This window comes from Exiguobacterium sp. U13-1, assembly GCF_001750115.1.
Classification (GTDB): Bacteria; Bacillota; Bacilli; order Exiguobacteriales; family Exiguobacteriaceae; genus Exiguobacterium_A; species Exiguobacterium_A acetylicum.
In genome coordinates this window covers 1,318,314-1,341,346 of the sequence record NZ_CP015731.1, presented here as the reverse complement: position 1 = coordinate 1,341,346, position 23,033 = coordinate 1,318,314, and the positions used below count along the sequence as shown (strand labels likewise).

Here is a 23,033-nt window from a genome sequence, read left to right as displayed (position 1 = left end):
TCCTATTTTCCGAAAAACTCTCTTTTAAAAATAGCGGATTTACGCTAAAAAAGATACCATACACCACAAAAAAACATCCATCTCGTGACGAGATAGATGCCCTTGTTCTTATTTCTTAGCAGCTAACCATTTGGCTAGAACAGCTGCTTCTTCGTCATTCGCAAGACCGCCAGGCATTTGCCCTTTACCGTTCATTGCGATGTCTTTAATTTCATCTTCTTTCAGCTTCGCGCCGATCTTTGTTAAGTTCGGACCTGTTCCGCCTTCTAAGTTTCCACCGTGACATCCTGTACATCCTTTAGATGCAAACAAGTCTTCTGGCTTCATTTCTGCAGTTGACGGCCCTTTGCGAGCTTCCTTCACCTGATCGACCCCAAAGTAAGACAATGAAATCATAGCGATGATGGCGATGACTGCGATCGCCGCGAACGGTACTAATGGATTACGCATTTGGATTCCCCCCATATTCTATACCCAACCAAGTTGGTGACTGAATGGTATTCCCCGTTACTATTCTACTGTAAAAAAAACAGGGAAGGAAGAAAAAAACGAAACTTTTTTCTTCCTTCCCACTAAAATTTCATATATTCTTCACACTTTGAATTAATCGAGGAAATCTTTCAAGCGTTTTGAACGACTCGGATGACGTAACTTCCGAAGTGCTTTTGCTTCGATTTGACGAATCCGCTCACGTGTAACGCCAAATACTTTTCCGACTTCTTCAAGTGTCCGTGTCCGACCATCGTCAAGACCAAAACGAAGACGGAGGACGTTTTCTTCACGATCCGTCAGTGTATCTAACACATCTTCGAGTTGTTCTTTCAAGAGTTCGTATGCCGCAGCATCTTGTGGTGCTGTCGCATCTTGGTCCTCGATGAAATCTCCGAGATGTGAATCATCCTCTTCCCCGATTGGTGTTTCCAGAGAAACCGGTTCTTGCGCAATTTTCAGGATTTCACGGACTTTTTCCGGCGTGATTTCCATCTCTTTCGAAATTTCTTCCGGTGATGGTTCACGTCCAAGATCTTGCAAGAGTTGACGCTGGACACGAATCAATTTATTGATCGTTTCAACCATGTGAACCGGAATTCGGATTGTCCGCGCTTGGTCAGCAATCGCACGTGTGATTGCTTGGCGAATCCACCATGTTGCATACGTCGAGAATTTGTATCCCTTCGTATAGTCGAATTTCTCGACCGCCTTGATCAGACCCATGTTTCCTTCTTGAATCAAATCAAGGAACAACATGCCACGTCCGACATACCGTTTAGCAATCGAAACGACGAGACGTAAGTTTGCTTCCGCCAATCGTTTTTTTGCTTCTTCATCGTTTTGCTCGATTCGTTTTGCGAGTTCGACTTCGTCTTCCGCATTCAACAAATCGACACGACCGATTTCTTTTAGATACATCCGGACAGGGTCATTGATCTTGACACCAGGAGGAACAGACAAATCGTTTAGATCCGCCTCTTCTTTTTCGTCCCCTGTACCGTCATTGTTGACCTTGATACCTTCTGTTTCAAGCAATTGAAGGAATTCCTCGAATTGCTGAGCATCCATTGATTCGAACGAACTTAGTTTGTCTTCGATCTTTTGGTGTGACAATTCACCATTTTTATGTCCGAGCGCGATGAGTTCCTCTTTCGCGAGACGGAGTAATTCAGCTTCTGATCTTGCTTTTTCTGCCATCGAACCATACACTCCTTCCACATCATGCAGCAGGTCATCGATCTTTTAAACGACGCTTCCGTTCTATGATCGCCTGCATCAGCTCCGCTTGAGCACGGATATCTGTTTGTTGATTCAATCGTGACTTTTCTTCTTCTAACAACCGACGTTGCTGTTCATTTTGGACGGCACGAATGTAGTGACTGAGCAAATCAGGATCATACTCAGGCATCAGCATGAACTCTAAATCCGCTACAATTCGTTGCAAAGAGGCGTCGTGCAACATCGTCAAAAAACGATCAGGACTTCCCTGCGTACCTGCTCCGTAAAATTCATATAGCTTGCCGGCAATCAATTGGTGTGCCGGATCATTGAATTGGACACCTAGTTGCTCTCGCACTTCAAGACATACTTCTTCTGAACGGATCATGTAGGCAAGCAAGAAGCGTTCTGCCTTCTTCCAGTTCGCGAACGTTCGGTCAGGAGGTGCTGTCGGTAGAGCAGCTGGGCGATCGGAAACGATTTGTTCTCTCTTCGGTTGTTGCACGGTTGGACGCACTTGTGCGATCAAGGAGTCTTTCGAGAGTTTGAATTCCTCAGAAAGTTTTCCTAAATAAATGTCCCGTAACAACGGATTGGATGTTCGACCAATCTCTTCAAGCATAGTTTCAATATATCGAACGCGTTCTCCTTCTAATCGCAAGTTTTTTCCTTGTCGAAAATAAAAAGATTTGAATTCAAGACTTGAAACCCGTTCTTGTTCGATCCAGTGTAAAAACGTCTCTTCGCCCTGAGTCCCAATGAAGGAATCCGGGTCTTCGCCATCCGGTAAACGGATGACGGAACAGTCGACGGCAACGGCTTCAAGCAACTGTAGGGCTTTTAACGTCGCAGCGCGTCCTGCCTTGTCTCCGTCATAACAAATAATGACTTCATCGACGATACGTGCTAGGTTTTGGGCATGAACCGGTGTTAAGGCTGTTCCTAAAGAAGCTACCGTATAAGGTATACCCGCTTGAGCGACACGCACAACATCAAGATTCCCTTCAACGAGGACGACTTGTTTGATTTTGCGCATCGCCCCTCGTGCTTGAGCGAATCCGAATAACAGTTCACTTTTATTGAACAAAGGTGTTTCCGCTGTATTGACATACTTCGGATCACGACCATCAATCGAACGTCCACTAAATCCGACGATCGTGCCATCACGATCGGAGATAGGGAATACGACTCGACCGTTGAATCGATCTCGATAATCGCCATCGCGTCCGATTGAAATCAATCCCGCTTCGACCATCTCATCTAAATCAAACCCACGTCGTGCCAAGGAATCCACTGTAAAACGATCTTGATCCGGCGCATACCCGAGTCGGAACTCACGCATCGCACCTTCACGGATACCGCGATTCTCTAAATAGATTCGTCCTGCGTCGCCTGCTTCCGTTTGAATCAACACCTCATGATACAACTCGGTGACGATCCGATGTGCTTCGCGCATCCGGAACTTCTTTTCCTGTTCGGGTGTCGATTCTGATTGTTCGAATCGGTCCGGCTCCAGTTCCGGAAGTGTGACATCACTTCGATCAGCTAATTTAGAGACGGCTTCCTTGAAACTCATTCCTTCTGTTTCCATGACGAAAGTGATCGCGTTTCCACCTGCACCACATCCAAAACAGTAGTACATCCCTTTATCAGGAGAAACAGAAAAGGAAGGTGATTTCTCAGAATGAAACGGGCAAAGCCCTGAATATCGATTCCCTTGTTTTTTTAATTCTACACGTTCTGAAATCAATTCGACGATGTCCGTTGCTTGGCGGACCTGATCGACGATTTCATCAGGAATTCGCTTCATTCCGTCCTCTCCCCTTTCCTTGAGAACTTATCCTTACATGACCATACCCGCAATGAAACGGAACGATGACTCGTTCCGTTTCATTAGAAAAAGGGCATTATCTCATTTATCAGCTAAACAAGTATACTATGTTCCTGACTGCTTGACTAGTCATGCGCCTTCCCGGAAATTCCGGTCAAAATCAGGTTCGCCGTTTCCTCGACTGCTTTATTCGTCACGTCGATGACTTGGCAACCGATTCGTTCGTATAAATTCCGTGCGTATTCGAGTTCCCGGTTGATTCGGTCCATCTGCGCGTACGCTGCTTCTGGTTTGAGTCCTAATGAACGCAGGCGTTCCATTCGGATGTCGATCAACTTTTCCGGTGAGATGAGTAGTCCAAAACATTTTTCTTTTGGAATATCGAATAGCTCTGTCGGCGGGATCGATTCAGGTACGAGTGGTACGTTCGCTACTTTATATCGTTTCAAGGCCAGATACTGCGAAAGCGGTGTCTTAGATGTACGCGACACCCCAATCAAGACGATGTCCGCACGTTTAATTCCTTTTGGATCACGTCCATCGTCATACTTAACAGCAAATTCGACCGCTTCGATTTTTCGGAAATATTCCTCATCTAAGCGATAGATTAATCCTGGCTCTTCCTTCGGTTGCATCTGCAAGCGATCTTCCATCGTATCAAGCAATGGACCAAGTAGATCAATCGCTTTTACACCGTGGGCACGCGCTGTGTCTGCAAGCAGACGACGATGGGTCGCATGAACGATCGTAAAAGCGATCGTCGCTTGTTCTTCTTTCGCATGAAGAACCAAGTCATAAATGACTTGATCATCATCGACGAACGGAATGCGGACCGTTTCGATGGCTTGTTCCGGGAATTGGATTGCAGCTGCGCGGACGACGAGTTCACACGTCTCTCCGACAGAGTCACTCACGACATAAATCCGTTGACGCATCAGGAACCCTCCTTAAATTTCTTCATCACGTGCTAAAGCGACCAACACTTTCGTCATGTTCGTCTTCGTCATTCGACCAACGACTTTCAAGACGCCGTTCTCCTCTTCGACGACTGGCATTGAATCAATCTGTTTTTCGATCAGTTTCATACCGGCACCAATCAACGTCTCCGATTTTTCACAGACCGTCAAATTCGGCATCCGTGTCATGATGATGTTGACCGGTAACGAGTCTAATTCTTGATTACCGATTGCCGCACGTAGAAAATCCTTACGTGACAACACACCGACTAACGCATGGTCCTTACTGACGACGAACAGCGAACCAACATCTTCAAGGAATAAGTGAACGATCGCATCGTATACGGTCATCCCTTCATGAATGACCTTTGCCGAAGACATGAATTCGCCGACGGTCAAGGTGTCGAGTTTCTCATGAAGCATGGACGCATTTTTCTTTCCAACGTACATATAGCCGACACGTGGACGCGCTTCTAGCATGCCGGTCATCGTTAAAATCGACAAATCGGGTCGTAATGTCGCCCGTGTCAGGGAGAGCGCTGCAGCAATCTGCTCTCCCGTGATCGGACCATTCTCTTTGACGATTTGGAGTATCTTTTTTTGCCGTTCATTTAACTTCATCGGCTCATCCGTCCTTTTTCTTTACGCTAAAGTAAGTGCATTGAACCGGGCGACTGATTCGATGGCTTGCGCAAATCGTTTCATTTCGCTAAGACGGTTCGTACGGACCGTTTCGTCGTCCGTCATGATCATCGTACCGTCGAAGTATGCTGTAATCGACGGAACGGTTGCCTCAAGTGCCTCAAGCGCTCGCTCATAATCAAGTGACGCGATAGCTTGATCGACCTCTGGTAAGGTTTTCTCAATCGCCTCATGCAGCGCGCGTTCCGCATCATTTTCAAAGAGCGCTGGATTAACAGTTGTGACGTCTTCTGCTTTTTTCGAGATGTTTAAGACACGACTGAGTTGTTCGACTGTTTTCTTGAACGATTCTTTTTTCGTCGCACTTTCAAGCATCGCAGCACGCTGCTCATTCGCTTCGACTGTCAACGTATGATCAAGAGCGGCTTCGACGACATCATGACGGAAGTTCATTTCCGATAGACGGTATTTCAAGCGTTGTGCAAAGAAGTCTTGTAATGCAGCTTGAACTTCTTCGGCATCCTTCGCATAAAGACCTGCTGCCACCTGTTCTGAAACGACGAAGGCAATCAGTTCAGTCAATGTCAGATTCAACTTACGATCTGATAAGATTTGAACAATCCCTTGTGCTTGACGACGCAATGCGTACGGATCCGCTGATCCACTCGGAATCATACCGACGCCAAAGAATCCAGCGACGCTGTCCATCTTATCAAGAATCGCATAGAGTGTTCCTGTCGGTGTCTCCGGACTTGCATCACCCGCGAAGCGTGGCATGTAATGTTCACGAATCGCAGCCGCAACTTCCGGATCCTCATTCTTCATGTTCGCATAACGCTCACCCATCAGACCTTGTAATTCTGTGAATTCATAGACCATTTGACTGACCAGATCGAATTTATAGATTTGTCCTGCACGTTCAACACGTGTTTTGTCCGCACCGACACGATCTGCAAGTGCGAGCGCCATCTGACGGACGCGACGGACTTTTTCGCCTGTCGTTCCTAATTTTTCATGGAAGACGATTTTATCAAGACGTTTCGCCTGTTCATCGATATCTGCTTTTTTATCTTCTTCATAGAAGAACTGCGCATCGGCTAAACGAGCACGGATGACTTTTTCGTTTCCGCGTGCGACGTTTTCAAGATGTGTTGTGTTTCCGTTTCGTACCGTGACGAAATAGTGGAGCAACGCACCGTCACGTTTGACCGGGAAGTAACGTTGGTGTTCTTTCATCGTCGTGATCAAGACTTCTTCTGGTAACTCAAGATACGCTTCATCGAATGCACCGAACAAGGCTGTCGGATACTCGACGAGGTTCGTGACTTCTTCAAGTAAAGACGCATCAATCGGCACTTCGAATTGTTCGCGTGCCGCAAGCGCTGCGATTTGTTCTTCGATCAATTGACGACGTGCTTCATAACTGACGATGACGTTTTCTCCTGCGAGCGCTTCGACATACGCGTTCGGACGCAGGATTGTGATGTCCTGCCCGAGGAAACGATGTCCACGCGATGTCCGACCTGTTTCGACGGATGCGACTTCAAACGGGATGACTTGATCGTCAAGCAGGGCAATCAACCAGCGAATCGGACGCATGTAACGTAACGATTGTGTGCTCCAACGCATGTTTTTCGGGAATGTCATCGCTTCGACGACTTGTTTTAGTCCAGGAAGTAGATCAGCTGTCGCTTGTCCGACTTCCTTACGTGTCGCATAAAGGTATTCGACTCCTTTTTCTTCTCCAAGGAAAAGATCATCCGTCGTTAACCCTTTACCACGCGCGAATCCTTCGGCTGCTTTCGTCCAGTTACCGTCTTCATCCATCGCGATGCGTTTTGCTGGTCCTTTTAATGTCTCTTCGAGGTCGCTTTGACGTGCTGCGAGACCTTTGACATACACTGCAAGACGGCGTGGTGTCGAGAAGGATTCAACGCTCGCGAACTCAATCCGTGCTTCTTCAAGAAAACGCGTCACGCGTTCCTTGAGTTGTGTTTCCGATTGAAGGACGAATCGAGCCGGCATTTCTTCTAAACCGATTTCAAGTAATAATTCATGCATGTGACTCACCTGCTTTCGACTTGATCAATGGGAAGCCAAGACGTTCCCGTTCTTCGATGAAACTTTGCGCACAACGGCGCGACATGTTCCGGACACGATGGATGAATCCTGTGCGTTCCGTAACAGAGATTGCTCCCTTCGCGTCGAGAAGGTTAAAGGTATGCGAACATTTCAAGATGTAATCATATGCCGGGAAAACGAGGTTCTCGTCCAAGGCACGATTTGCTTCTTTTTCATATTGATCGAACAACGTGAAGAGTAACGCGACATCAGATGTTTCAAACGTATACTTCGAATGTTCGAACTCTGGTTGATAGAAAATATCACCGTATTTGAAGCCATCCGTCCAAACGAGATCAAAGACACTCTCGACGTCTTGAATATACGACGCGAGACGCTCAATTCCGTAAGTGATCTCTACTGCGATTGGATTACACTCGATTCCACCGACTTGTTGGAAGTACGTGAACTGCGTGATTTCCATTCCGTTCAGCCACACTTCCCAGCCGAGACCTGCAGCACCGAACGTTGGGTTCTCCCAGTTATCCTCTACGAAACGGATATCATGTTCGAGTGGGTTGATACCGAGCAACTCGAGACTTTGTAAGTACAATTCCTGAATGTTGTCAGGTGATGGTTTCATGATGACTTGGAATTGATGATGTTGATACAGACGGTTCGGGTTCTCCCCGTAACGACCGTCAGCTGGACGGCGTGATGGTTCTGTATAACAAACGTTCCATGGTTCTGGTCCGAGACTCCGTAAGAATGTCATCGGATTCATCGTACCGGCTCCTTTTTCTACGTCGTATGCTTGCATCGTCAAGCAGCCTTGTTCTGCCCAAAATTTTTGTAATGTCAAGATCATGTCTTGTACTGTCATCTTCACGACTTTCACCTCCGAAATGATTAAGGAACGCAAAAAACGCCCCTATGTACAACAATCGTTGCACATAGGGACGAGACGAGCCCGCGGTTCCACCCTACTTGCATGCATCGCATGCCACTCTTTTTGACAAAGAACACTCCGAAACGCCATTCGCGCCCCTCTCACTCCCAGCTCACACCACCCTGGAATCGCTTGATTGAGAAAAAGACGGTACTCCTTTTCGTCATCGTGTTCATTTAGTTACTTCTACCGCATTTATTCTACCGAACCCGCTTGTTGCTGTCAATCGTTGCCGAAATCAATCAACTGGTCGAGGACACGTTTTGAACGCAGGCGTAACCCGCTGTAACGTTCCATATAAGCATCCATGATTTGACGTAGTAGACGCTTCGTTTCCGGTTTCACCGTCACGGTCCCGATCCGTGAAAAATCGTAGACAGAAAATACGTAAAGCATCTTCGCGACTGCCTCTGACATGAAGACAGCATGTTCATCCTCATGGCGATGCCGGCGACAGAGTAGACCGCCATGGTGTAACGAAAAAGCAAACGGTGCTTCAGCACTCCCGCAAATCGTACAACCATTCAAATGAGGCGCAATCCCTAGATGACGCAACAGACGCAATTCGATGATGAAAGAGACGACGTCAGGATCGAGTCCTTCATCCATCGCCTCCAGTCCTTCGACGAATAAATCATACAGTGCCGGTTGTGGCACCCGTTCATCAAGCGCTTTATCTGCAAGCTCCAGTAGATACATCGCATACGCCATCAAGACGACATCTTGCCGGATATGCGCGTGGCTCGTGATGACGTCTGCTGATTTCAACTGACCGAGACCACGTGACCTTGGATAGATATAGACGGCTCGAACGAAAGGCTGGCTTGCCGCGTTAAAACGACTACCCGGCTTCTTCGCTCCTCGCGCCATGACGGCGAGCTTGCCGTATTCACGTGTCAGTAGCGTGACGATTTTATTCGATTCACCGTATACGACCGTTCGTAGTACAAGCCCTTCCGCCTTATCGATCATCGCTTAGTACTCGTCATCGCGGAAGCCAAGTTCACGCAATTGACCGGCCTTGTTACGCCAATCCTTTTGGACTTTGACCCACAAGTTCAGGTAAACTTTCGTTCCGAGTAACATCTCGATGTCCGTTCGTGCTTCAGAGCCGATTTCTTTTAGAAGTGCTCCGCGTTTACCGATGATGATTCCTTTTTGGGAATCGCGCTCGATCAAGATCGTCGCATGGACATCGACCATGTTTCCATTCTCACGCGTCTTGATTTGATCAATCGCGACTGCGATCGAGTGTGGTACTTCGTCGCGTGTCTTCTGCAAGACTTTCTCACGAATCATCTCTGAGATGATAAAACGCTCCGGGTGGTCAGTGACTTGATCCGCCGGGTAATACATCGGTCCTTCTGGTAAGATCTTCGCGATTTCTTCAAGTAACGGTCCGACGTTGTTACCTTGAAGCGCAGAGATCGGAACGACTGCCGCAAACTCGAGCTCATTTTTATATGACTCGATGATTGGCGGAATATCATTCGGATGAATCAAATCGACCTTATTCATGACGAGAATGATGGGTGTATCGAGTTCCTTCAATTTTTCAATGATGAAATCGTCACCTTTTCCTTTTGGTTCTGTCACGTTGACCATGAACAAAATCGCATCAACTTCACGCAATGCGTTCGTTGCGACCTTCATCATGAAGTCACCGAGTTTATGTTTTGGTTTATGAATCCCTGGTGTATCAATGAAAATCGTCTGAACGTCTTCTGTCGTATAGACACCTTGGATCTTATTTCGCGTCGTTTGTGGCTTATCAGACATGATGGCAATCTTTTGTCCGATGACACGGTTGAGGAATGTCGATTTTCCGACGTTCGGGCGTCCGATGATCGAGACAAAGCCCGATTTGAATCCTTCTTTAAACATGTAAATCCCCTTTCGTGAATGCTCCTGGTAAGAGGGCGCCCACTGTTGTTTCTGTGACATCCCCTTTAAGGTTCGTCAAATAGATTGGCATATCTGCGTCACACATCTCTGATAGCACTTGGCGGCATTGTCCACATGGTGCGACCGGTCCTTCTGTGTCCGCAACGACAGCCATCGCTGCATACTCGCGTGCATCCTGTGCCCACGCAGAGAAGATCGCTGTCCGTTCTGCACAGTTACAAAGACCATATGCAGCGTTTTCAATATTGCAGCCGTGGAATACTTGTCCGTCTTTTGTCAGTAGAGCAGCACCGACTTGGAATTTCGAATATGGAACATACGCTTTTTCGCGTGCACGTTTGGCTTGTTCGAGTAATTGTTCTGTTTTCATGTGAATATCCCCTTCTTAGGAACGGTATTGGCCAAAAAGGCCGGATTCTTATTGTACCAAATATGGGATGAAGATGCATAGTGCAATTGCAACAGATGTAAGCGCCAACACAAGAACTGCTCCACTTGCGATATCCTTGACTGCTTTTGCCAGTGGATGCCACTCCTGTGTCACGAGATCTACGATACGTTCAAACGCCGTATTGAACATCTCGGCGCTAATGACGATTCCGACCGTCAAGAAGAGGATCGCCCGCTCGACAGACGTCAATGGTAATAAAAAGGCGACAAGTAACACGATGGCGCCAACTGTCACGTGAACTTTCATATGCCGTTCTTCTCGAATCGATTGGCACAATCCGTTCATGGCATGTCGAAAGGGTTGCCACCAGCTTTTCACAATGTGCCCCGGTATAACTCGAAGTGATGCAGGATTTCCTCCTGTCGCTTCGTCATGACTTCCTCATCTGCTTTTTCAATGTGATCGTATCCGAGTAAATGGAGGAAACCATGGACAGCGAGGAAACCGAGCTCTCGCTCAAAATGATTGCCATACTCTGCCGCTTGTTCACGACACCGTTCTACGGAAATGATCAAATCTCCGAGGACGATTGGTTCATCTTCGAGTAATCCAAAATCGATTTCATCTTCTCCGAGTTCTTCCATCGCAAAGGAAATGACGTCTGTCGCCTGATCCTTTCCACGCCATTCACGATTGATTTCTTGAATCTCATCGTTTGAGACGAAAGTCACGGACAACTCACTATTTGAATCGACTTCTTCTTGTTCCGCCGTGTAAATCAAAATCGATTCGACAAGCTGTCGTTGTTCTTCCGTTAGACGATTATTCTCGTCTGTCATATAAATATTCATGTCGTTGCCTCTTTCTTTAGTTCTGGATACTCGATTCGTTCATGGAACAAACCGGATAAGGTATGACACGCACTTTCACCGACGCGATAAATCTCACGTGTCGTAATGTCACATTCCGCAAATTGGTCATCCATCATCTTTTCACGAATGATTTTCGAGACCAAGTCCCGAATTCCTTCTTCTGAAGGAGCTTTCATCGAACGAACTGCCGCTTCAATCGAGTCAACGATCATGATGACCGCCGCTTCACGGGTTTGTGGTTTCGGACCCGTGTAACGGAACGTCTCCTCGTCGACCTCACCTTGTTCTGCTGCCTTGACATAAAAGTATCGTAGCAGAGAGGTTCCATGATGCTGGCGGCAAATATCGATGATCGCTGCAGGCAGTTTTGCGTCTTCGAGTAATTCAACACCATCCTCAGTATGTGCCAAGATGACACGTGCCGACTCTTCCGGTGTCAATCGATCATGGGGATTGCGTCCATGCTGGTTTTCAATGAAATAAAGTGGTCGTCGCGTTTTCCCTAAATCATGATAGTAGGCTCCGACTCGTGCAAGCAATCCATCTGCTCCGATTGCTTCACAGGCTGTTTCTGCTAGGTTCGCGACCATCATACTATGATGGTACGTTCCCGGTGCTTCAACTAATAGTTTTTTGAGTAACGGATGCGTCGGGTTCAACAGTTCGAGTAGGCGGGTCGGTGCTAAAATACCGAATGTCATCTCAAGAAACGGCAATAGTCCAATTGCTAGGACGGCACTCAAGATACCACTCGCAATCGCAAAACCGATTAAAATCAGCGTTTCTCGTAGTTCGAACGTACCACTTCGTAACAGGACGAATGCTAAGAAAATCGCGATGTTTGCTCCGGCAATCGAAATACTGCTCATGAAAATACGACGACGCGACAAACTAGATTGTAGGAAAAACGTTGCAACTAACCCACCGGCCAATAAATAGATCGCGATATTGAAGCTGAAGTTTTGATTTGCACTATAGAAGAACGTTCCAGCAAGCGCCGTAAAAAGAGAACTCGATAATGCAATCCGTTCGTTCAATAAATTGCGCAGGACAAGCGCAGCAAAAGCGGTCGGTGTGAGTAAGTAAAGTGCAGGATTGATGTCGTCTGCTAAGAACGCCATACCATACATGACGAGTAATTGTAGACTGACGACGAGATAGACAAGACCGAATAAACGAATCCGCCCCATTTGAGCGTATCGCAATTTCGAACGATGAATGAATCCAAATAAAAAGGCAGTCATCAACGCACTGACAAGCATCGCACCGAGTAACGGTTTCAACGACTGTCGATCAGAAATCAAACCGACCAGTTGTAGCTGACGATAGGCATCTTGTGAAATCACTTCGCCTCGTTTGACGATCACTTCACCTTCTGAAATGATAACCGGTTCGACTTTATCACTCGTCTGCTTACGAAGCTGTTCCGTCTTTTCCGGATCATAGACGTAATTCGTCACGATCAGTTGATCGGTCAGCGCTTTAGCGACTGCTTTTAATGAGAAGGAGAGCGGCGAACGTTCGATATCAGTCCGCGCATTCTCACGTGCTTCTGCTACTTCACCACCATCGGACGAGATACGTTGACGCATCGCTTCTTCAATCGCTGTAATGACGACGTCACGTGTCGTATTCCGAAGTGCTGTCGTCGACGTCACAAGCAAGCGTAACTCATCATCCTTCAACAGTGTCGCCGCCTCCGTTCCACGCAGACGCTGTTTGATTTTACCGATCTCATTTGCTTTTTTAATACCGGACAAACTAGCAAAAAGTTGTTCTACTTTATCAATTTGCTGTGCTGCATACTCTTGTTTGATCGTATACTGACTCTCGATTGCAGCAACCGAATTTTCCTTGATTTGATTTGTTGCGACCCGGTCCTCCATCGTCAAGGGTGACCGGATATCTTCTTCTGCAATTGAGAATGGTTCTGCGGACAAGGCTTCTGGTCGAACGCTGACATACATCATCGTCGATACGATGAGATAGAATATTACTGTCAAAAGACCGACCCAGACCCCAACCTTGCGCATATCATCTCCCCCTTTTTCCTCTATTTCCGTAACGGCTTAGGTCAAATCCTGACTATAAGCATCAACGATTTTACGGACAAGTGGGTGACGTACGACATCAGCTGAGCCAAAGTGCTCAAAATGAATCCCTTTGACATTGCCGAGCAAATGTAACGCTTCTTGTAGACCAGACGTTTTTCCACGCGGAAGATCGACTTGTGTTAAATCGCCCGTAACAATCATCTTCGAATGGAATCCGAGACGCGTCAGGAACATCTTCATTTGTTCCCGTGTCGTATTTTGCGCTTCATCGAGAATGACAAAAGCATGTTCAAGCGTCCGTCCTCGCATGTAAGCAAGCGGTGCGATTTCGATGACACCACGTTCAAGCAGACGAGCCGTATGCTCGACACCAAGCACGTCATGTAGCGCATCGTACAGAGGACGTAGATAGGGATCGACCTTTTCTTTAAGATCCCCTGGAAGAAATCCTAGATTTTCTCCTGCTTCTACTGCCGGACGCGTCAGGACGAGTCGTTTGACGTGACCTTCTTTTAACGCTTTTGCTGCCATCACGACAGCAAGATACGTTTTTCCGGTTCCCGCTGGACCAATACCGAATGTCAAATCACAGCGGTCGATTCCCCGAACGTAACGTGCTTGACCGAGTGTCTTTGCACGAAGTGGTTTTCCTTTATGATTCGTATGAATGACCGTATCGTAAAGTTCTAGCAGTTCATCCACACGATCTTGACGTGCAAGTTGAATGGCGCTCGTCGCGTCACGTTCCGTTAAAACAGCTCCGCGATTCACAAGTTGTTTCAAGACGCCTACGACCTGTCCTGCTAAGATCACAGACTGCTCCTGTTCGGATTGTGCCAACAGCTCATCTCCTCGATGGGTCAGCTGAACGTCAAGTTCTGCTTCCATCGTACGTAAGACTGCATCATTCGGACCGACGAATGCTTGAATCTGTTCTGAATTCGAAAATGCAAATGGGATTCTTTCGTTGAATATCACGTTGTGAATGGCCTCCTAGTCATGGATAACAAGTTGTCATCGCTTCATATCTAATCTCTTCCACTTTAGCACTTCCGCCGAAAAGATGGAAAGAAAAACCCGTTCCCACCTTTTAGGAAATAAAAAGAGTCGATCCTACGCGTTTCGTAGAATCGACTCACTAGACAAATATTAGCGTTTGCGCTTGGAAACAGGCGCACCAAGAACTTCACTCCAAACGATGGCACGTCGCATTTCATCTTGTGAAATCGTCGTTGCTGATGCTGAACGACTAGACGATCCAATGGCACCATCTGCTACGCTATCTTTGATTTCGCCAATCGTCGATGAGGACATCCCTTTTTTCGAATGTTGCTTTTGACGTTGGTCCAAACGTTGTTGCAATTCCGTTCGTTCATGAACTGGTCGCGCTTTCGTTTGCGTTACCCCCGGTTGTTTCTTCGCGGGTGCTTTTTTACGAACGACAGGTGGAGGTACCGTCTCTTGTCGCATCGTATCGACCTGTTCGGTCATTTGCTTCACATATTCACCGAACTCCTTTGAAGGAGTTCGGTTCGTCTGCTTCGGTTTTTTATCTGCTGCTTTTGAGATGACGGAGATGACACCGAATGCGATCATCAATCCGACCCATATGATATCCATACCGTCTCACCCTTTATTGTGAGTCATTTGGTGATGATTGCCCACCGATTGCTTGGCGCATTTTCGTATCTGCTGTCACGTTCAAGTAGTTCGCATAATCCATGACACCAAAGTTACCGTCACGCATCGCTTCAGCGATAGCAAGCGGCACTTCCGCTTCAGCAGCGACAACCTTCGCACGCATCTCTTCAACACGTGATTTCATCTCTTGTTCACTTGCGATCGCCATTGCGCGACGTTCTTCGGCTTTCGCTTGCGCAATGTTCTTATCCGCTTCTGCTTGATCCGTCTGCAGAACCGCACCGATATTCTTACCGATATCAATATCTGCAATATCAATCGAGAGAATCTCGAACGCCGTACCCGAATCGAGTCCTTTTGCAAGAACCGTCCGTGAGATCATCTCTGGATTCTCAAGTACTTCTTTTTGGTCATTACACGAACCAATTGTTGAGATGACACCCTCACCAACACGTGCGATGACCGTTTCTTCCCCAGCACCACCGACGAGACGATCGATGTTCGCACGTACCGTGATCCGGGCTTTCGCTTTCACTTCAATCCCGTTCATCGCCACACCGGCAATGAATGGTGTTTCGATGACTTTCGGGTTAACCGACATTTGAACAGCTTCCAAAACGTTACGACCAGCAAGATCAATCGCCGCTGCGCGTTCGAAGCTCAACTCGATATTCGCACGGTGTGCTGCAATCAAGGCATTGACGACGCGGTCAACGTTACCACCAGCAAGGAAGTGACTTTCCAGTTGGTTCGTATTCAAGTTCAATCCCGCTTTAACCGCCTTGATCAACGGATTGACGATCTTAGACGGTGTTACTCGACGAAGACGCATCCCGACTAATGTAAAGATCGATACGCGCACTCCCGCTGCGAGCGAGCTAATCCAAAGTGGAATCGGAACGAGCGTGAAGAAGATGGCGAGGAAAATTAAAATTCCTCCGGATATGAGTAATACAGTCAATAATTCAGGTGTCATGTGTGGGACTCCTCCTTCGTATGTTGGACTCTAACAATGACGCGTCCATGCGTCACTTCTTTTACGACGATCGTTTCCCCCGCTTGAATGAAGGTCCCTTCCGTAACCGCATCGATTCGATTTCCGTCGATTTCAATTGTTCCTGACGGACGGAGAGGTGTCAGACTGACTCCTTCTTGTCCCAACAGTTGCACTTTGTCTTGATGAGAAAGATAGCCTTTTTCAGACGATGTGGAATCTGTCAAAATCAAACCTCTCCATAATAAGGATTGATTCGATTTAATTCTGCGATATGCCCAGTATCCGGCCGCAAGTGATAGAAATACAGCAAGTCCAACCGCTATGCCTACTTGACCAACTGTAGCACCTGCCATGATCAGACTAGCAAGGACAGCCCCGATTCCGAGGACTCCAAAGATTCCGAACCCTGTGACGAATATTTCGACCAGTAACATGAGGACCCCGATCATGAAGACCGCCAAAATCATCCCTAAGCTAAACGTCATGCGTACGTTCACCCCTTTTCATTCGTGTCAGAAGTTGCTTCTTTTGCACTTTGATTCGTTACTATAATTATATACGCTTTCAAAACAAAAAGGTTTCATGACTATTCTGAATTCATTAAGAAACTTTTAATTGTGACAGGAACGACAAAAAAGGTGCCCCGAAGGACACCTTTTTCATGTATTAAGCGAGCCGTTGTTTGACGAGTCGATTAATTAACGCACCGTCTGCCTTGCCTTTAAGCTGTGGCATGACGATACCCATTACTTTCCCCATATCTGAAGGAGCAGAGGCATCCGTCTGCGCAATAGCTGCGTCGACGATTTCCTGTACTTCTTCCTCGGAAAGCTGTTTTGGCATATAAGCTTCGAGCACGACAATCTCTGCTTGAATTTTCTCGACGAGATCGTGACGACCAGCGCTTTCGAATTCTCGGAGGGAGTCGTTGCGCTGCTTCATTTCACGTGAAAGAATCGTTAATTCTTCCTCGTCTGTCAATTCTTGCTTACCGAGTTTGATCGTTTCATTTTGCAACGATGATTTCACCATCCGAATCGTCGTAAGACGATCTTTTTCACGTAGACGCATGGCTTCTTTCATATCCGCTGTCAAACGCTCCTGAAGACTCATGAGGATACACCCTCTCTAACGTTAGAACTTCTTACGCTTACGCGCAGCCTCCGATTTAAGCTTACGTTTTACACTTGGCTTTTCGTAGTGTTTACGTTTACGAACTTCTGCAAGCGTACCATCTTTTGAAACACCACGTTTGAAGCGACGAAGTGCGTCTTCAAGTGATTCATTTTTACGTACACGAGTTTCCACTAGTTTTCCCTCCCTCCGATATTACCGACTAAAGGAAACGTGTCAGACACGTCATACAACATTATAGTAGGAATATACAATTTGGTCAACAGTTGATTCTAGCGACTTTTCTGTACCCTACGCTGTTCCTTTTTGTTCTTATCTATCCTCTCATGGTTGCATCCGTTTGACAACAAAATCTAGTCATTCCTGCATCAAAATCCAGAAACTTTTTTGTAAGCGTTATCATGTATTTTTTAAAATGTTTTGTCAAAAAGGGTGATGATGTGTCAAAATATAGACAATTATCAAATAAAGGAGTGTGACATCACTTATGAAAGAAGCAAAGCGCATCATTTGGGGATTGATTCTCGGGGTGATTCTCGGAATCGTCCTCGCTTCCTTACCGGACAAGTCGATTTATGAGGGATTGAATAAATATGCTTTACAACCCATCGGAACGATCTTCCTGAACTTAATTAAGATGCTCGTCGTACCGATCGTCTTCTTCTCAATCGCCCTTGGCGTCATGGGACTTGGAAATCCAAAAGAGCTTGGTCGTGTTGGTGGTAAAGCCATCACTTACTTCATGACGACGACAGCTGTCGCAATTGTCATTGCTCTCGGTTTGTCATTACTGATCAAACCGGGTACGTTTGGTAACTTCGAGACGCAAGGTCTTGAATATGATAACGGAAATCTACCAGATACGAGCATAATCAACACAATCGTTGGTATGTTCCCGACGAACCCGATCACGTCGATGGCGGAAGGAAATATGCTACAAATCATCGTCTTCAGTGTCTTTATCGGTTTTGGGATCACGTTCCTCGGTCAAAAAGTCTCGACACTACGGACGTTCATCGAGCAGGGTAATGATTTAATGACGTACTTGATCACGCTCGTCATGAAAATGGCACCGCTCGGAGCATTTGCTTTGATCGCATCAGCCGTCGGTTCTCAAGGGTGGGATTCGCTAAAAGCAATGGGACTTTATATGGGTGTCGTCATCTTGTCACTATTCGTCCATTCCGTATTGACGTATGGTTCGACTGTTTCACTTCTTGGGAAGATGAACCCGTTCTTCTTCTTTAAGAAGTTCGCACCTGTCATGCTGTTCGCTTTCTCGACGTCTTCGTCGAACGCAACACTCCCTGTTGCGATGCAAACGGCTCAAAAAGAGTTGAAGGTTCCGCGTTCCGTCTCAAGTTTCGTCCAGCCTCTTGGTGCGACGATCAACATGGATGGAACAGCAATCATGCAAGGTGTCGCGACTGTCTTCATCGCGCAAGTCTACGCTGTTGACTTGACGGCAGGTCAACTTGCGACTGTCGTCCTGACAGCTGTTCTTGCATCGGTCGGAACAGCCGGTGTACCGGGTGTCGGTCTCGTCATGTTGACGATGGTTCTTCAATCGGTCAATCTACCGGTCGAAGGGATCGCTTTAATCATCGGTGTCGATCGTCTTCTTGATATGATGCGGACAGCCGTCAACATCACTGGTGACGCAGCATGTGCCGTCATCGTCTCGAAATCGGAAGAAGGTAATCTGAAAGAAGAAGAGAACGAAGAAACGGATGAGCGTTACGCTTGATTGCACGTTTCTCGACTGACGAAAAGGACATTCCGCCAACTGCGGAACGTCCTTTTTTATCTGTTCACTTATTTTGATAAGACGAATGAGCTAAGTCCTTCGACACGAACCGTACCTGATACGTTACGGATTGCTTTGGTTCCTGCTTGTTTACCGTCTACAAGCAACTTCCATTTCCCTGTAGGTAGCTTCATGTCGACTGCTGTTCGATTCGCATTATGAATGACGTAGAGATCATCCTTTTGTTGTGGCGCAGCATCATCTAATCGATAGGCGATGACTTGTGCCGGTGCTGCTTCAAACGTCAGGTAACGACGAATGTCTTTTGCTGTTGCTAAATGAAGTACTGGATTCTTTTTGCGTAACTCGATCAATCCTGTCATATAATCAACGTCTTGTTGACGGTCCATCTTCCGTTTCCAGTCGAGCTGGTTGACAGAATCCGGTGATTTATATGAGTTATGGTCGCCGCCCTTCGTCCGCATGAAGTCCTGTCCTGCATGGATGAACGTCGTTCCTTGTGACGTCAACAAGATGCTTGAAGCCAAACGATGCATCTTTGTCTTCGTTGCGTCATTGTCTTGCGGATTCGTCAGGTTCAACTTATCCCAGAGCGTATGGTTGTCATGTGCTTCAACGTAAGTGATGGCTTGATCTGGTTCTTGCGTAAATCCTTGAATCTCTTTGTCATAAGCAATTTCTCCGACGATTCCGCGTTTGATGCGCGTTTCAAGACCCGTTGTTCCGTTAATGAAACCAGCATCTGAATCGATGAAGACACTACCTTTGAGCGCATCGCGTAGATTGTCATTGAAATGTCCGATTCCTGGCATTTGTTTTGTATTCGTTTGGTTTGCCTTATCCGTCTCCGGAAGCGGTGTTCCAAGGCTCCACCCTTCTCCGAATACGAGAATCGACGAATCAATTCGTTTTGTCGCCTGTTTGACAGCATTCATCGTCTTGACGTCGTGAATGCCCATTAAGTCAAAGCGGAATCCGTCCCAATGGTATTCTTTCGCCCAGTATGAGACAGAGTCAACGATCAATTTGTGCATCATTTGACGCTCAGATGCTGTATCGTTTCCGACACCAGTTCCGTTCGCTAAATCGCCACCTTCTGTATAACGGTAGTAATAACCAGGGACGATTTTATCAAGGTTTGATGCCTTTGCGTCAAACATGTGGTTGTAAACGACGTCCATGACAGCACGAAGTCCATTGTCATGTAGTCCTTGAATCATCTGCTTCATTTCTGTGATTCGGACTTTTGGATCATAGGGGTTTGTCGCATACGATCCTTCTGGTGCGTTATAGTTCTTCGGATCATAACCCCAGTTATACGATTTAAGCGGGTTCGTCTCATCGACGGACGCTGTGTTGAAATCATAGACTGGAATGAACTGAACGTGCGTGATGCCAAGTTCCTTCAGATGATCAAGCCCCGTCTTCGTCTTCGTTTTCTTACCATTCTTCGTCAAACGCGTACCTGGCTCGATGACGCCAAGGTACTTCCCTTTTTGTTTGATGCCTGAATCGTAACCTGAATTCGTCACATCAAACATCGATAAATCACGGACGTGTGATTCATAGATGATCGCGTCTGTCGCATGGCGAAGTGGCATTTTCCCATTCGTCCAGCGTTTTGGATCCGTCTCGCGTAAGTCGACGACGACACCTTGGTCGCCATTGACGGCGACTGCTGTCGCATACGGATCAACAGCACGCGTTGATTCTTTGGCGTGTTTGACTTCGTATGTGTATCCGACACCGTCAAGATCGCCCTTGACTGTTACTTGATACACACCACGATCCGTTCGTTCCATCTTGATTTCGCGCGTGATATCTTTTGTCGTAGCAGCTTCTTGTTTTGGTAAGCGATACAATTCGAGCTCGACGGCTTGTGCTGTCGGTGCCCAGACTTTAAACGTCGTCTTCGATTTTTGATAGTCGACACCGAGTTTTCCATCGTAGGCATACTTTTGGTCGAATGCTTTCGAACGGAGCACTTTACCTGCTTCAAGAATTGCTTCTCCAAAAACAGGATGAGATGCTCGGACGACTTTTGCTAAATCGATATCTAAAGTGACTTCGACTTTTACCGTTTTGGCATCGATTGCTGACACGACTGGATTCGTCACGCCTTCAAACGTAAATGCCTTTAAGTCTTCTTCCGTCAGCGGTGCATTCGTTTTTAATGTCATCATCCGGAAGTCATCTGCTAAAAAGCTTGTGATTTTCGGTGTGCGATCAATTTCCGGTTTGCTGTAGTATACCGTCTGATCCCCTTCAATCAACCAGATGTCTTTCGCCCCTGCATAAAAGAAACGATCAGCTCCGTCTTTTTCCGACCAACCCTCAAGATGAGGAATGACGCCTGCAAGACGTGCTTTCGTTGGGTTATCGAGCGTTACCTTGGCAATGGTACCGAACTCATCCTGCTGATCGAACTCGAAACGCTTGCCATCTTGCTCTTCCGGCCAAGACCAGACACCGTACTTTTCGTAATCATTGTCATACCGGTAATAGTGGATGTTCGTATCAATTTTTTCGACATCTGCTCCATTGCTTGGATTGACTGTCGAGATGTCCTTGCTTCCCGACTCGATCCAAATTTCAGCAACACCATTTTTAATCATGTCTTTCGTAATGAAGCGATCATTCTCAGATCCCCCATCCTTGTTCCAGTTGTCATCTCGAACGATGAAGCCGATTTTTTCCGGCTGATCAACTGGAAATTCATAAGCTGCGATTTTTCCGTAAGCATCCTCACCGTTAAAAGCGTGGGCTTTATTCGGAAAATAATCCGGCCCATTTGCCCATAACCATAGATTCCAATCTTTTGTGGCATTCGGGTCTTCCTTGTAGTGAATGATGACTAATGTCGACTTCCCTTTTTCCAGTGCTTGACCGGATAAAGAGAGTCCACTAAATATCAGTGCAAACGTTAGCGCAACGATACAAACGAATCTCATGCGTTTCATACGGTAGCCATCTCCTTTTGGTATGTAATCGTTTTCATTTTGCATCCGTTTACAAGTCCTGTCAAAGCCTATTTCATCGATTTGATCGAAAATAAGACTTTTGAACCAAGCACTTTTTTCAAAAAGAATGATGCGTTACTTAAGAGAAAGATAGGAAAAAGCGCCTCCACAATCATTTGCTAGAGACGCTCAACCTTGTTTATTTGATGGTAATACTAATTATGACTTACGATCGTGCGAGAAGTTTAGCGATCGTCTGCTTCGTCTGTTCCATTGATTCGTCCGATGCAAAGAAATACCAGACACCATCACTTGCGATATATCCTTCTCCCTCGATTTTCAGCGGCTTCAATTGTTCGAACCCACGCTGATTCTCCTGTGCTAGCTGCGCTGCGACATCAAGTCCGATATTCGTCGTAAAGTTGTTTTTCATGACATCCGTGATCTTTTCGAGTTGCGTCAACAACTGTGGTCCAGCAAGCTTCATTCCGACTGCTTCTAGCACTTGACGCTGACGAATTTGTCGACCCATATCGCCGAGTGGATCTTGCTTTCGCATCCGAGCATAACCACTCGCTTCAAGACCCGTCAGATGAATTTTCCCTTTATCATACTCCTTTTGAAGACGACGGTCGTTCCAACTAAAGGCAGATGGATTGTCGACCGTGACACCCCCAACAGCATCGACCAACTCAATCAATCCATCCATGTTGATTTTCGCATAATAAGGAATATCGGTCTCAAACGTCTGCTCCACCGTTTCGACTGTCTCTTTCACCCCCCCATAGGCATAGGTATGATTGATTTTAGTCTTTTCGCCAGACGGCACGGTTACCTGCATATCTCTTGGAATGGACAGGGAAGTCGCTTGTTTTGTTTTTGGATTGAATGAAAGAAGCATGATGGCATCGGCACGTCCCTTATCATTTTTCCGTTCATCCACGCCCAGTAACAAGACATTAACCGGCTTCATCGATTCGAGTGGCTTAGGTTGCTCTCCATCTAACGGTGTTAAGAACGCGTCTGCCGTTTGCTTCACTTTTAAAAAAGCTAAACCAGCTGATGCACTAGCAATCAGAACGAACCCTAGTAGGAGCGCACTCAATACGCGCCAAACAAGGCGTGGTTTTCTTTTCGCCATTCGGGATCTCATGTCATGAAC

The 23,033-nt window shown here is 46.6% G+C and carries 22 protein-coding genes; 1 reads left to right on the top strand and 21 read right to left on the bottom strand.

Annotated features, from left to right (window positions below; translation table 11 throughout):
- Nucleotides 1–108: 108 nt before the first annotated feature.
- The 19 genes from cccA to rpsU all read right to left on the bottom strand — a co-directional run bounded on the left by cccA (nucleotide 109) and on the right by rpsU (nucleotide 17,317).
- Nucleotides 109–450, bottom strand: coding sequence for a cytochrome c550 (gene cccA / locus ESP131_RS06795; RefSeq protein WP_029341040.1), 342 nt, complete (start codon nucleotides 448–450; stop codon nucleotides 109–111).
- Between the two features lie 153 nt (nucleotides 451–603).
- Nucleotides 604–1,689 (bottom strand): RNA polymerase sigma factor RpoD, encoded by a 1,086-nt coding sequence (gene rpoD, locus ESP131_RS06790; protein ID WP_023467512.1) that lies wholly within the window; start codon nucleotides 1,687–1,689, stop codon nucleotides 604–606.
- Between the two features lie 34 nt (nucleotides 1,690–1,723).
- Nucleotides 1,724–3,520 (bottom strand): DNA primase, encoded by a 1,797-nt coding sequence (dnaG, locus tag ESP131_RS06785; protein WP_029341038.1) that lies wholly within the window; start codon nucleotides 3,518–3,520, stop codon nucleotides 1,724–1,726.
- Nucleotides 3,521–3,666: 146 nt separating this feature from the next.
- Nucleotides 3,667–4,476, bottom strand: a complete 810-nt coding sequence (locus tag ESP131_RS06780) for a pyruvate, water dikinase regulatory protein (RefSeq protein ID WP_029341037.1) — start codon at nucleotides 4,474–4,476, stop codon at nucleotides 3,667–3,669.
- A gap of 12 nt (nucleotides 4,477–4,488) precedes the next feature.
- Nucleotides 4,489–5,118 carry a transcriptional regulator CcpN gene (locus ESP131_RS06775; protein WP_029341036.1) on the bottom strand — a complete coding sequence of 210 codons (630 nt, stop codon included), beginning with the start codon at nucleotides 5,116–5,118 and terminating at the stop codon, nucleotides 4,489–4,491.
- 21 nt (nucleotides 5,119–5,139) lie between these two features.
- On the bottom strand, nucleotides 5,140–7,200 hold the full coding sequence (gene glyS, locus ESP131_RS06770; protein ID WP_069940376.1) for a glycine--tRNA ligase subunit beta: 2,061 nt from the start codon (nucleotides 7,198–7,200) through the stop codon (nucleotides 5,140–5,142).
- A complete protein-coding gene (gene glyQ / locus ESP131_RS06765) occupies nucleotides 7,193–8,083 on the bottom strand; it encodes a glycine--tRNA ligase subunit alpha (protein ID WP_029341034.1) in 891 nt (296 codons plus the stop codon). The genes glyS and glyQ overlap by 8 nt, the downstream gene beginning before the upstream one ends.
- Nucleotides 8,084–8,371: 288 nt before the next feature.
- Complete coding sequence (recO, locus tag ESP131_RS06760) at nucleotides 8,372–9,121, bottom strand: DNA repair protein RecO (RefSeq protein WP_023467502.1); 750 nt, start codon at nucleotides 9,119–9,121, stop codon at nucleotides 8,372–8,374.
- A 3-nt stretch (nucleotides 9,122–9,124) separates the two neighbouring features.
- Nucleotides 9,125–10,033 carry a GTPase Era gene (gene era / locus ESP131_RS06755; RefSeq protein ID WP_023467500.1) on the bottom strand — a complete coding sequence of 303 codons (909 nt, stop codon included), beginning with the start codon at nucleotides 10,031–10,033 and terminating at the stop codon, nucleotides 9,125–9,127.
- The gene (locus ESP131_RS06750) at nucleotides 10,026–10,424 is read right to left on the bottom strand and encodes a cytidine deaminase (RefSeq protein WP_023467498.1); all 399 of its coding nucleotides are present in this window, start codon (nucleotides 10,422–10,424) and stop codon (nucleotides 10,026–10,028) included. The genes era and ESP131_RS06750 overlap by 8 nt, the downstream gene beginning before the upstream one ends.
- A gap of 48 nt (nucleotides 10,425–10,472) precedes the next feature.
- Nucleotides 10,473–10,790 (bottom strand): diacylglycerol kinase, encoded by a 318-nt coding sequence (locus ESP131_RS06745; protein ID WP_231925700.1) that lies wholly within the window; start codon nucleotides 10,788–10,790, stop codon nucleotides 10,473–10,475.
- A gap of 29 nt (nucleotides 10,791–10,819) precedes the next feature.
- On the bottom strand, nucleotides 10,820–11,296 hold the full coding sequence (gene ybeY, locus ESP131_RS06740; RefSeq protein ID WP_029341033.1) for an rRNA maturation RNase YbeY: 477 nt from the start codon (nucleotides 11,294–11,296) through the stop codon (nucleotides 10,820–10,822).
- Nucleotides 11,293–13,350: an HD family phosphohydrolase gene (locus tag ESP131_RS06735; RefSeq protein WP_069940374.1), complete on the bottom strand. Its 2,058-nt coding sequence runs from the start codon at nucleotides 13,348–13,350 to the stop codon at nucleotides 11,293–11,295. The genes ybeY and ESP131_RS06735 overlap by 4 nt, the downstream gene beginning before the upstream one ends.
- A 36-nt stretch (nucleotides 13,351–13,386) precedes the next feature.
- Entirely contained in the window at nucleotides 13,387–14,349 is a 963-nt protein-coding gene (locus ESP131_RS06730; protein ID WP_023467492.1) for a PhoH family protein, read from the bottom strand.
- Nucleotides 14,350–14,520: 171 nt separating this feature from the next.
- Complete coding sequence (locus tag ESP131_RS06725) at nucleotides 14,521–14,991, bottom strand: hypothetical protein (protein WP_029341030.1); 471 nt, start codon at nucleotides 14,989–14,991, stop codon at nucleotides 14,521–14,523.
- A 13-nt stretch (nucleotides 14,992–15,004) separates the two neighbouring features.
- Nucleotides 15,005–15,988: a flotillin-like protein FloA gene (floA, locus tag ESP131_RS06720; RefSeq protein WP_023467489.1), complete on the bottom strand. Its 984-nt coding sequence runs from the start codon at nucleotides 15,986–15,988 to the stop codon at nucleotides 15,005–15,007.
- The gene (locus ESP131_RS06715; RefSeq protein ID WP_047396392.1) at nucleotides 15,985–16,494 is read right to left on the bottom strand and encodes an NfeD family protein; all 510 of its coding nucleotides are present in this window, start codon (nucleotides 16,492–16,494) and stop codon (nucleotides 15,985–15,987) included. The genes floA and ESP131_RS06715 overlap by 4 nt, the downstream gene beginning before the upstream one ends.
- A gap of 181 nt (nucleotides 16,495–16,675) precedes the next feature.
- Complete coding sequence (locus ESP131_RS06710) at nucleotides 16,676–17,122, bottom strand: GatB/YqeY domain-containing protein (protein ID WP_069940373.1); 447 nt, start codon at nucleotides 17,120–17,122, stop codon at nucleotides 16,676–16,678.
- 21 nt (nucleotides 17,123–17,143) lie between these two features.
- A complete protein-coding gene (gene rpsU / locus ESP131_RS06705) occupies nucleotides 17,144–17,317 on the bottom strand; it encodes a 30S ribosomal protein S21 (RefSeq protein ID WP_012369719.1) in 174 nt (57 codons plus the stop codon).
- A 313-nt stretch (nucleotides 17,318–17,630) separates the two neighbouring features.
- Between rpsU and ESP131_RS06700 the strand changes: the two genes are divergently transcribed.
- Nucleotides 17,631–18,890, top strand: a complete 1,260-nt coding sequence (locus ESP131_RS06700; RefSeq protein ID WP_069940372.1) for a dicarboxylate/amino acid:cation symporter — start codon at nucleotides 17,631–17,633, stop codon at nucleotides 18,888–18,890.
- Nucleotides 18,891–18,958: 68 nt separating this feature from the next.
- On the opposite strand, the gene pulA is transcribed toward ESP131_RS06700, so the two are convergent.
- Together pulA and ESP131_RS06690 are read right to left on the bottom strand one after the other, a co-directional pair.
- Complete coding sequence (pulA, locus tag ESP131_RS06695; protein WP_069940371.1) at nucleotides 18,959–21,871, bottom strand: type I pullulanase; 2,913 nt, start codon at nucleotides 21,869–21,871, stop codon at nucleotides 18,959–18,961.
- Between the two features lie 226 nt (nucleotides 21,872–22,097).
- Nucleotides 22,098–23,024 carry an LCP family protein gene (locus ESP131_RS06690; protein WP_069940370.1) on the bottom strand — a complete coding sequence of 309 codons (927 nt, stop codon included), beginning with the start codon at nucleotides 23,022–23,024 and terminating at the stop codon, nucleotides 22,098–22,100.
- Nucleotides 23,025–23,033 lie beyond the last annotated feature (9 nt).

Bases quoted from the DNA above. Each gene is read 5' to 3' on its own strand.
- cccA (WP_029341040.1), bottom strand. From the start codon at position 450: ATGCGTAATCCATTAGTACCGTTCGCGGCGATCGCAGTCATCGCCATC.
- rpoD (WP_023467512.1), bottom strand. From the start codon at position 1,689: ATGGCAGAAAAAGCAAGATCAGAAGCTGAATTACTCCGTCTCGCGAAA.
- dnaG (WP_029341038.1), bottom strand. From the start codon at position 3,520: ATGAAGCGAATTCCTGATGAAATCGTCGATCAGGTCCGCCAAGCAACG.
- ESP131_RS06780 (WP_029341037.1), bottom strand. From the start codon at position 4,476: ATGCGTCAACGGATTTATGTCGTGAGTGACTCTGTCGGAGAGACGTGT.
- ESP131_RS06775 (WP_029341036.1), bottom strand. From the start codon at position 5,118: ATGAAGTTAAATGAACGGCAAAAAAAGATACTCCAAATCGTCAAAGAG.
- glyS (WP_069940376.1), bottom strand. From the start codon at position 7,200: ATGCATGAATTATTACTTGAAATCGGTTTAGAAGAAATGCCGGCTCGA.
- glyQ (WP_029341034.1), bottom strand. From the start codon at position 8,083: ATGACAGTACAAGACATGATCTTGACATTACAAAAATTTTGGGCAGAA.
- recO (WP_023467502.1), bottom strand. From the start codon at position 9,121: ATGATCGATAAGGCGGAAGGGCTTGTACTACGAACGGTCGTATACGGT.
- era (WP_023467500.1), bottom strand. From the start codon at position 10,033: ATGTTTAAAGAAGGATTCAAATCGGGCTTTGTCTCGATCATCGGACGC.
- ESP131_RS06750 (WP_023467498.1), bottom strand. From the start codon at position 10,424: ATGAAAACAGAACAATTACTCGAACAAGCCAAACGTGCACGCGAAAAA.
- ESP131_RS06745 (WP_231925700.1), bottom strand. From the start codon at position 10,790: ATGAACGGATTGTGCCAATCGATTCGAGAAGAACGGCATATGAAAGTT.
- ybeY (WP_029341033.1), bottom strand. From the start codon at position 11,296: ATGAATATTTATATGACAGACGAGAATAATCGTCTAACGGAAGAACAA.
- ESP131_RS06735 (WP_069940374.1), bottom strand. From the start codon at position 13,350: ATGCGCAAGGTTGGGGTCTGGGTCGGTCTTTTGACAGTAATATTCTAT.
- ESP131_RS06725 (WP_029341030.1), bottom strand. From the start codon at position 14,991: ATGGATATCATATGGGTCGGATTGATGATCGCATTCGGTGTCATCTCC.
- floA (WP_023467489.1), bottom strand. From the start codon at position 15,988: ATGACACCTGAATTATTGACTGTATTACTCATATCCGGAGGAATTTTA.
- ESP131_RS06715 (WP_047396392.1), bottom strand. From the start codon at position 16,494: ATGACGTTTAGCTTAGGGATGATTTTGGCGGTCTTCATGATCGGGGTC.
- ESP131_RS06710 (WP_069940373.1), bottom strand. From the start codon at position 17,122: ATGAGTCTTCAGGAGCGTTTGACAGCGGATATGAAAGAAGCCATGCGT.
- ESP131_RS06700 (WP_069940372.1), top strand. From the start codon at position 17,631: ATGAAAGAAGCAAAGCGCATCATTTGGGGATTGATTCTCGGGGTGATT.
- pulA (WP_069940371.1), bottom strand. From the start codon at position 21,871: ATGAAACGCATGAGATTCGTTTGTATCGTTGCGCTAACGTTTGCACTG.
- ESP131_RS06690 (WP_069940370.1), bottom strand. From the start codon at position 23,024: ATGAGATCCCGAATGGCGAAAAGAAAACCACGCCTTGTTTGGCGCGTA.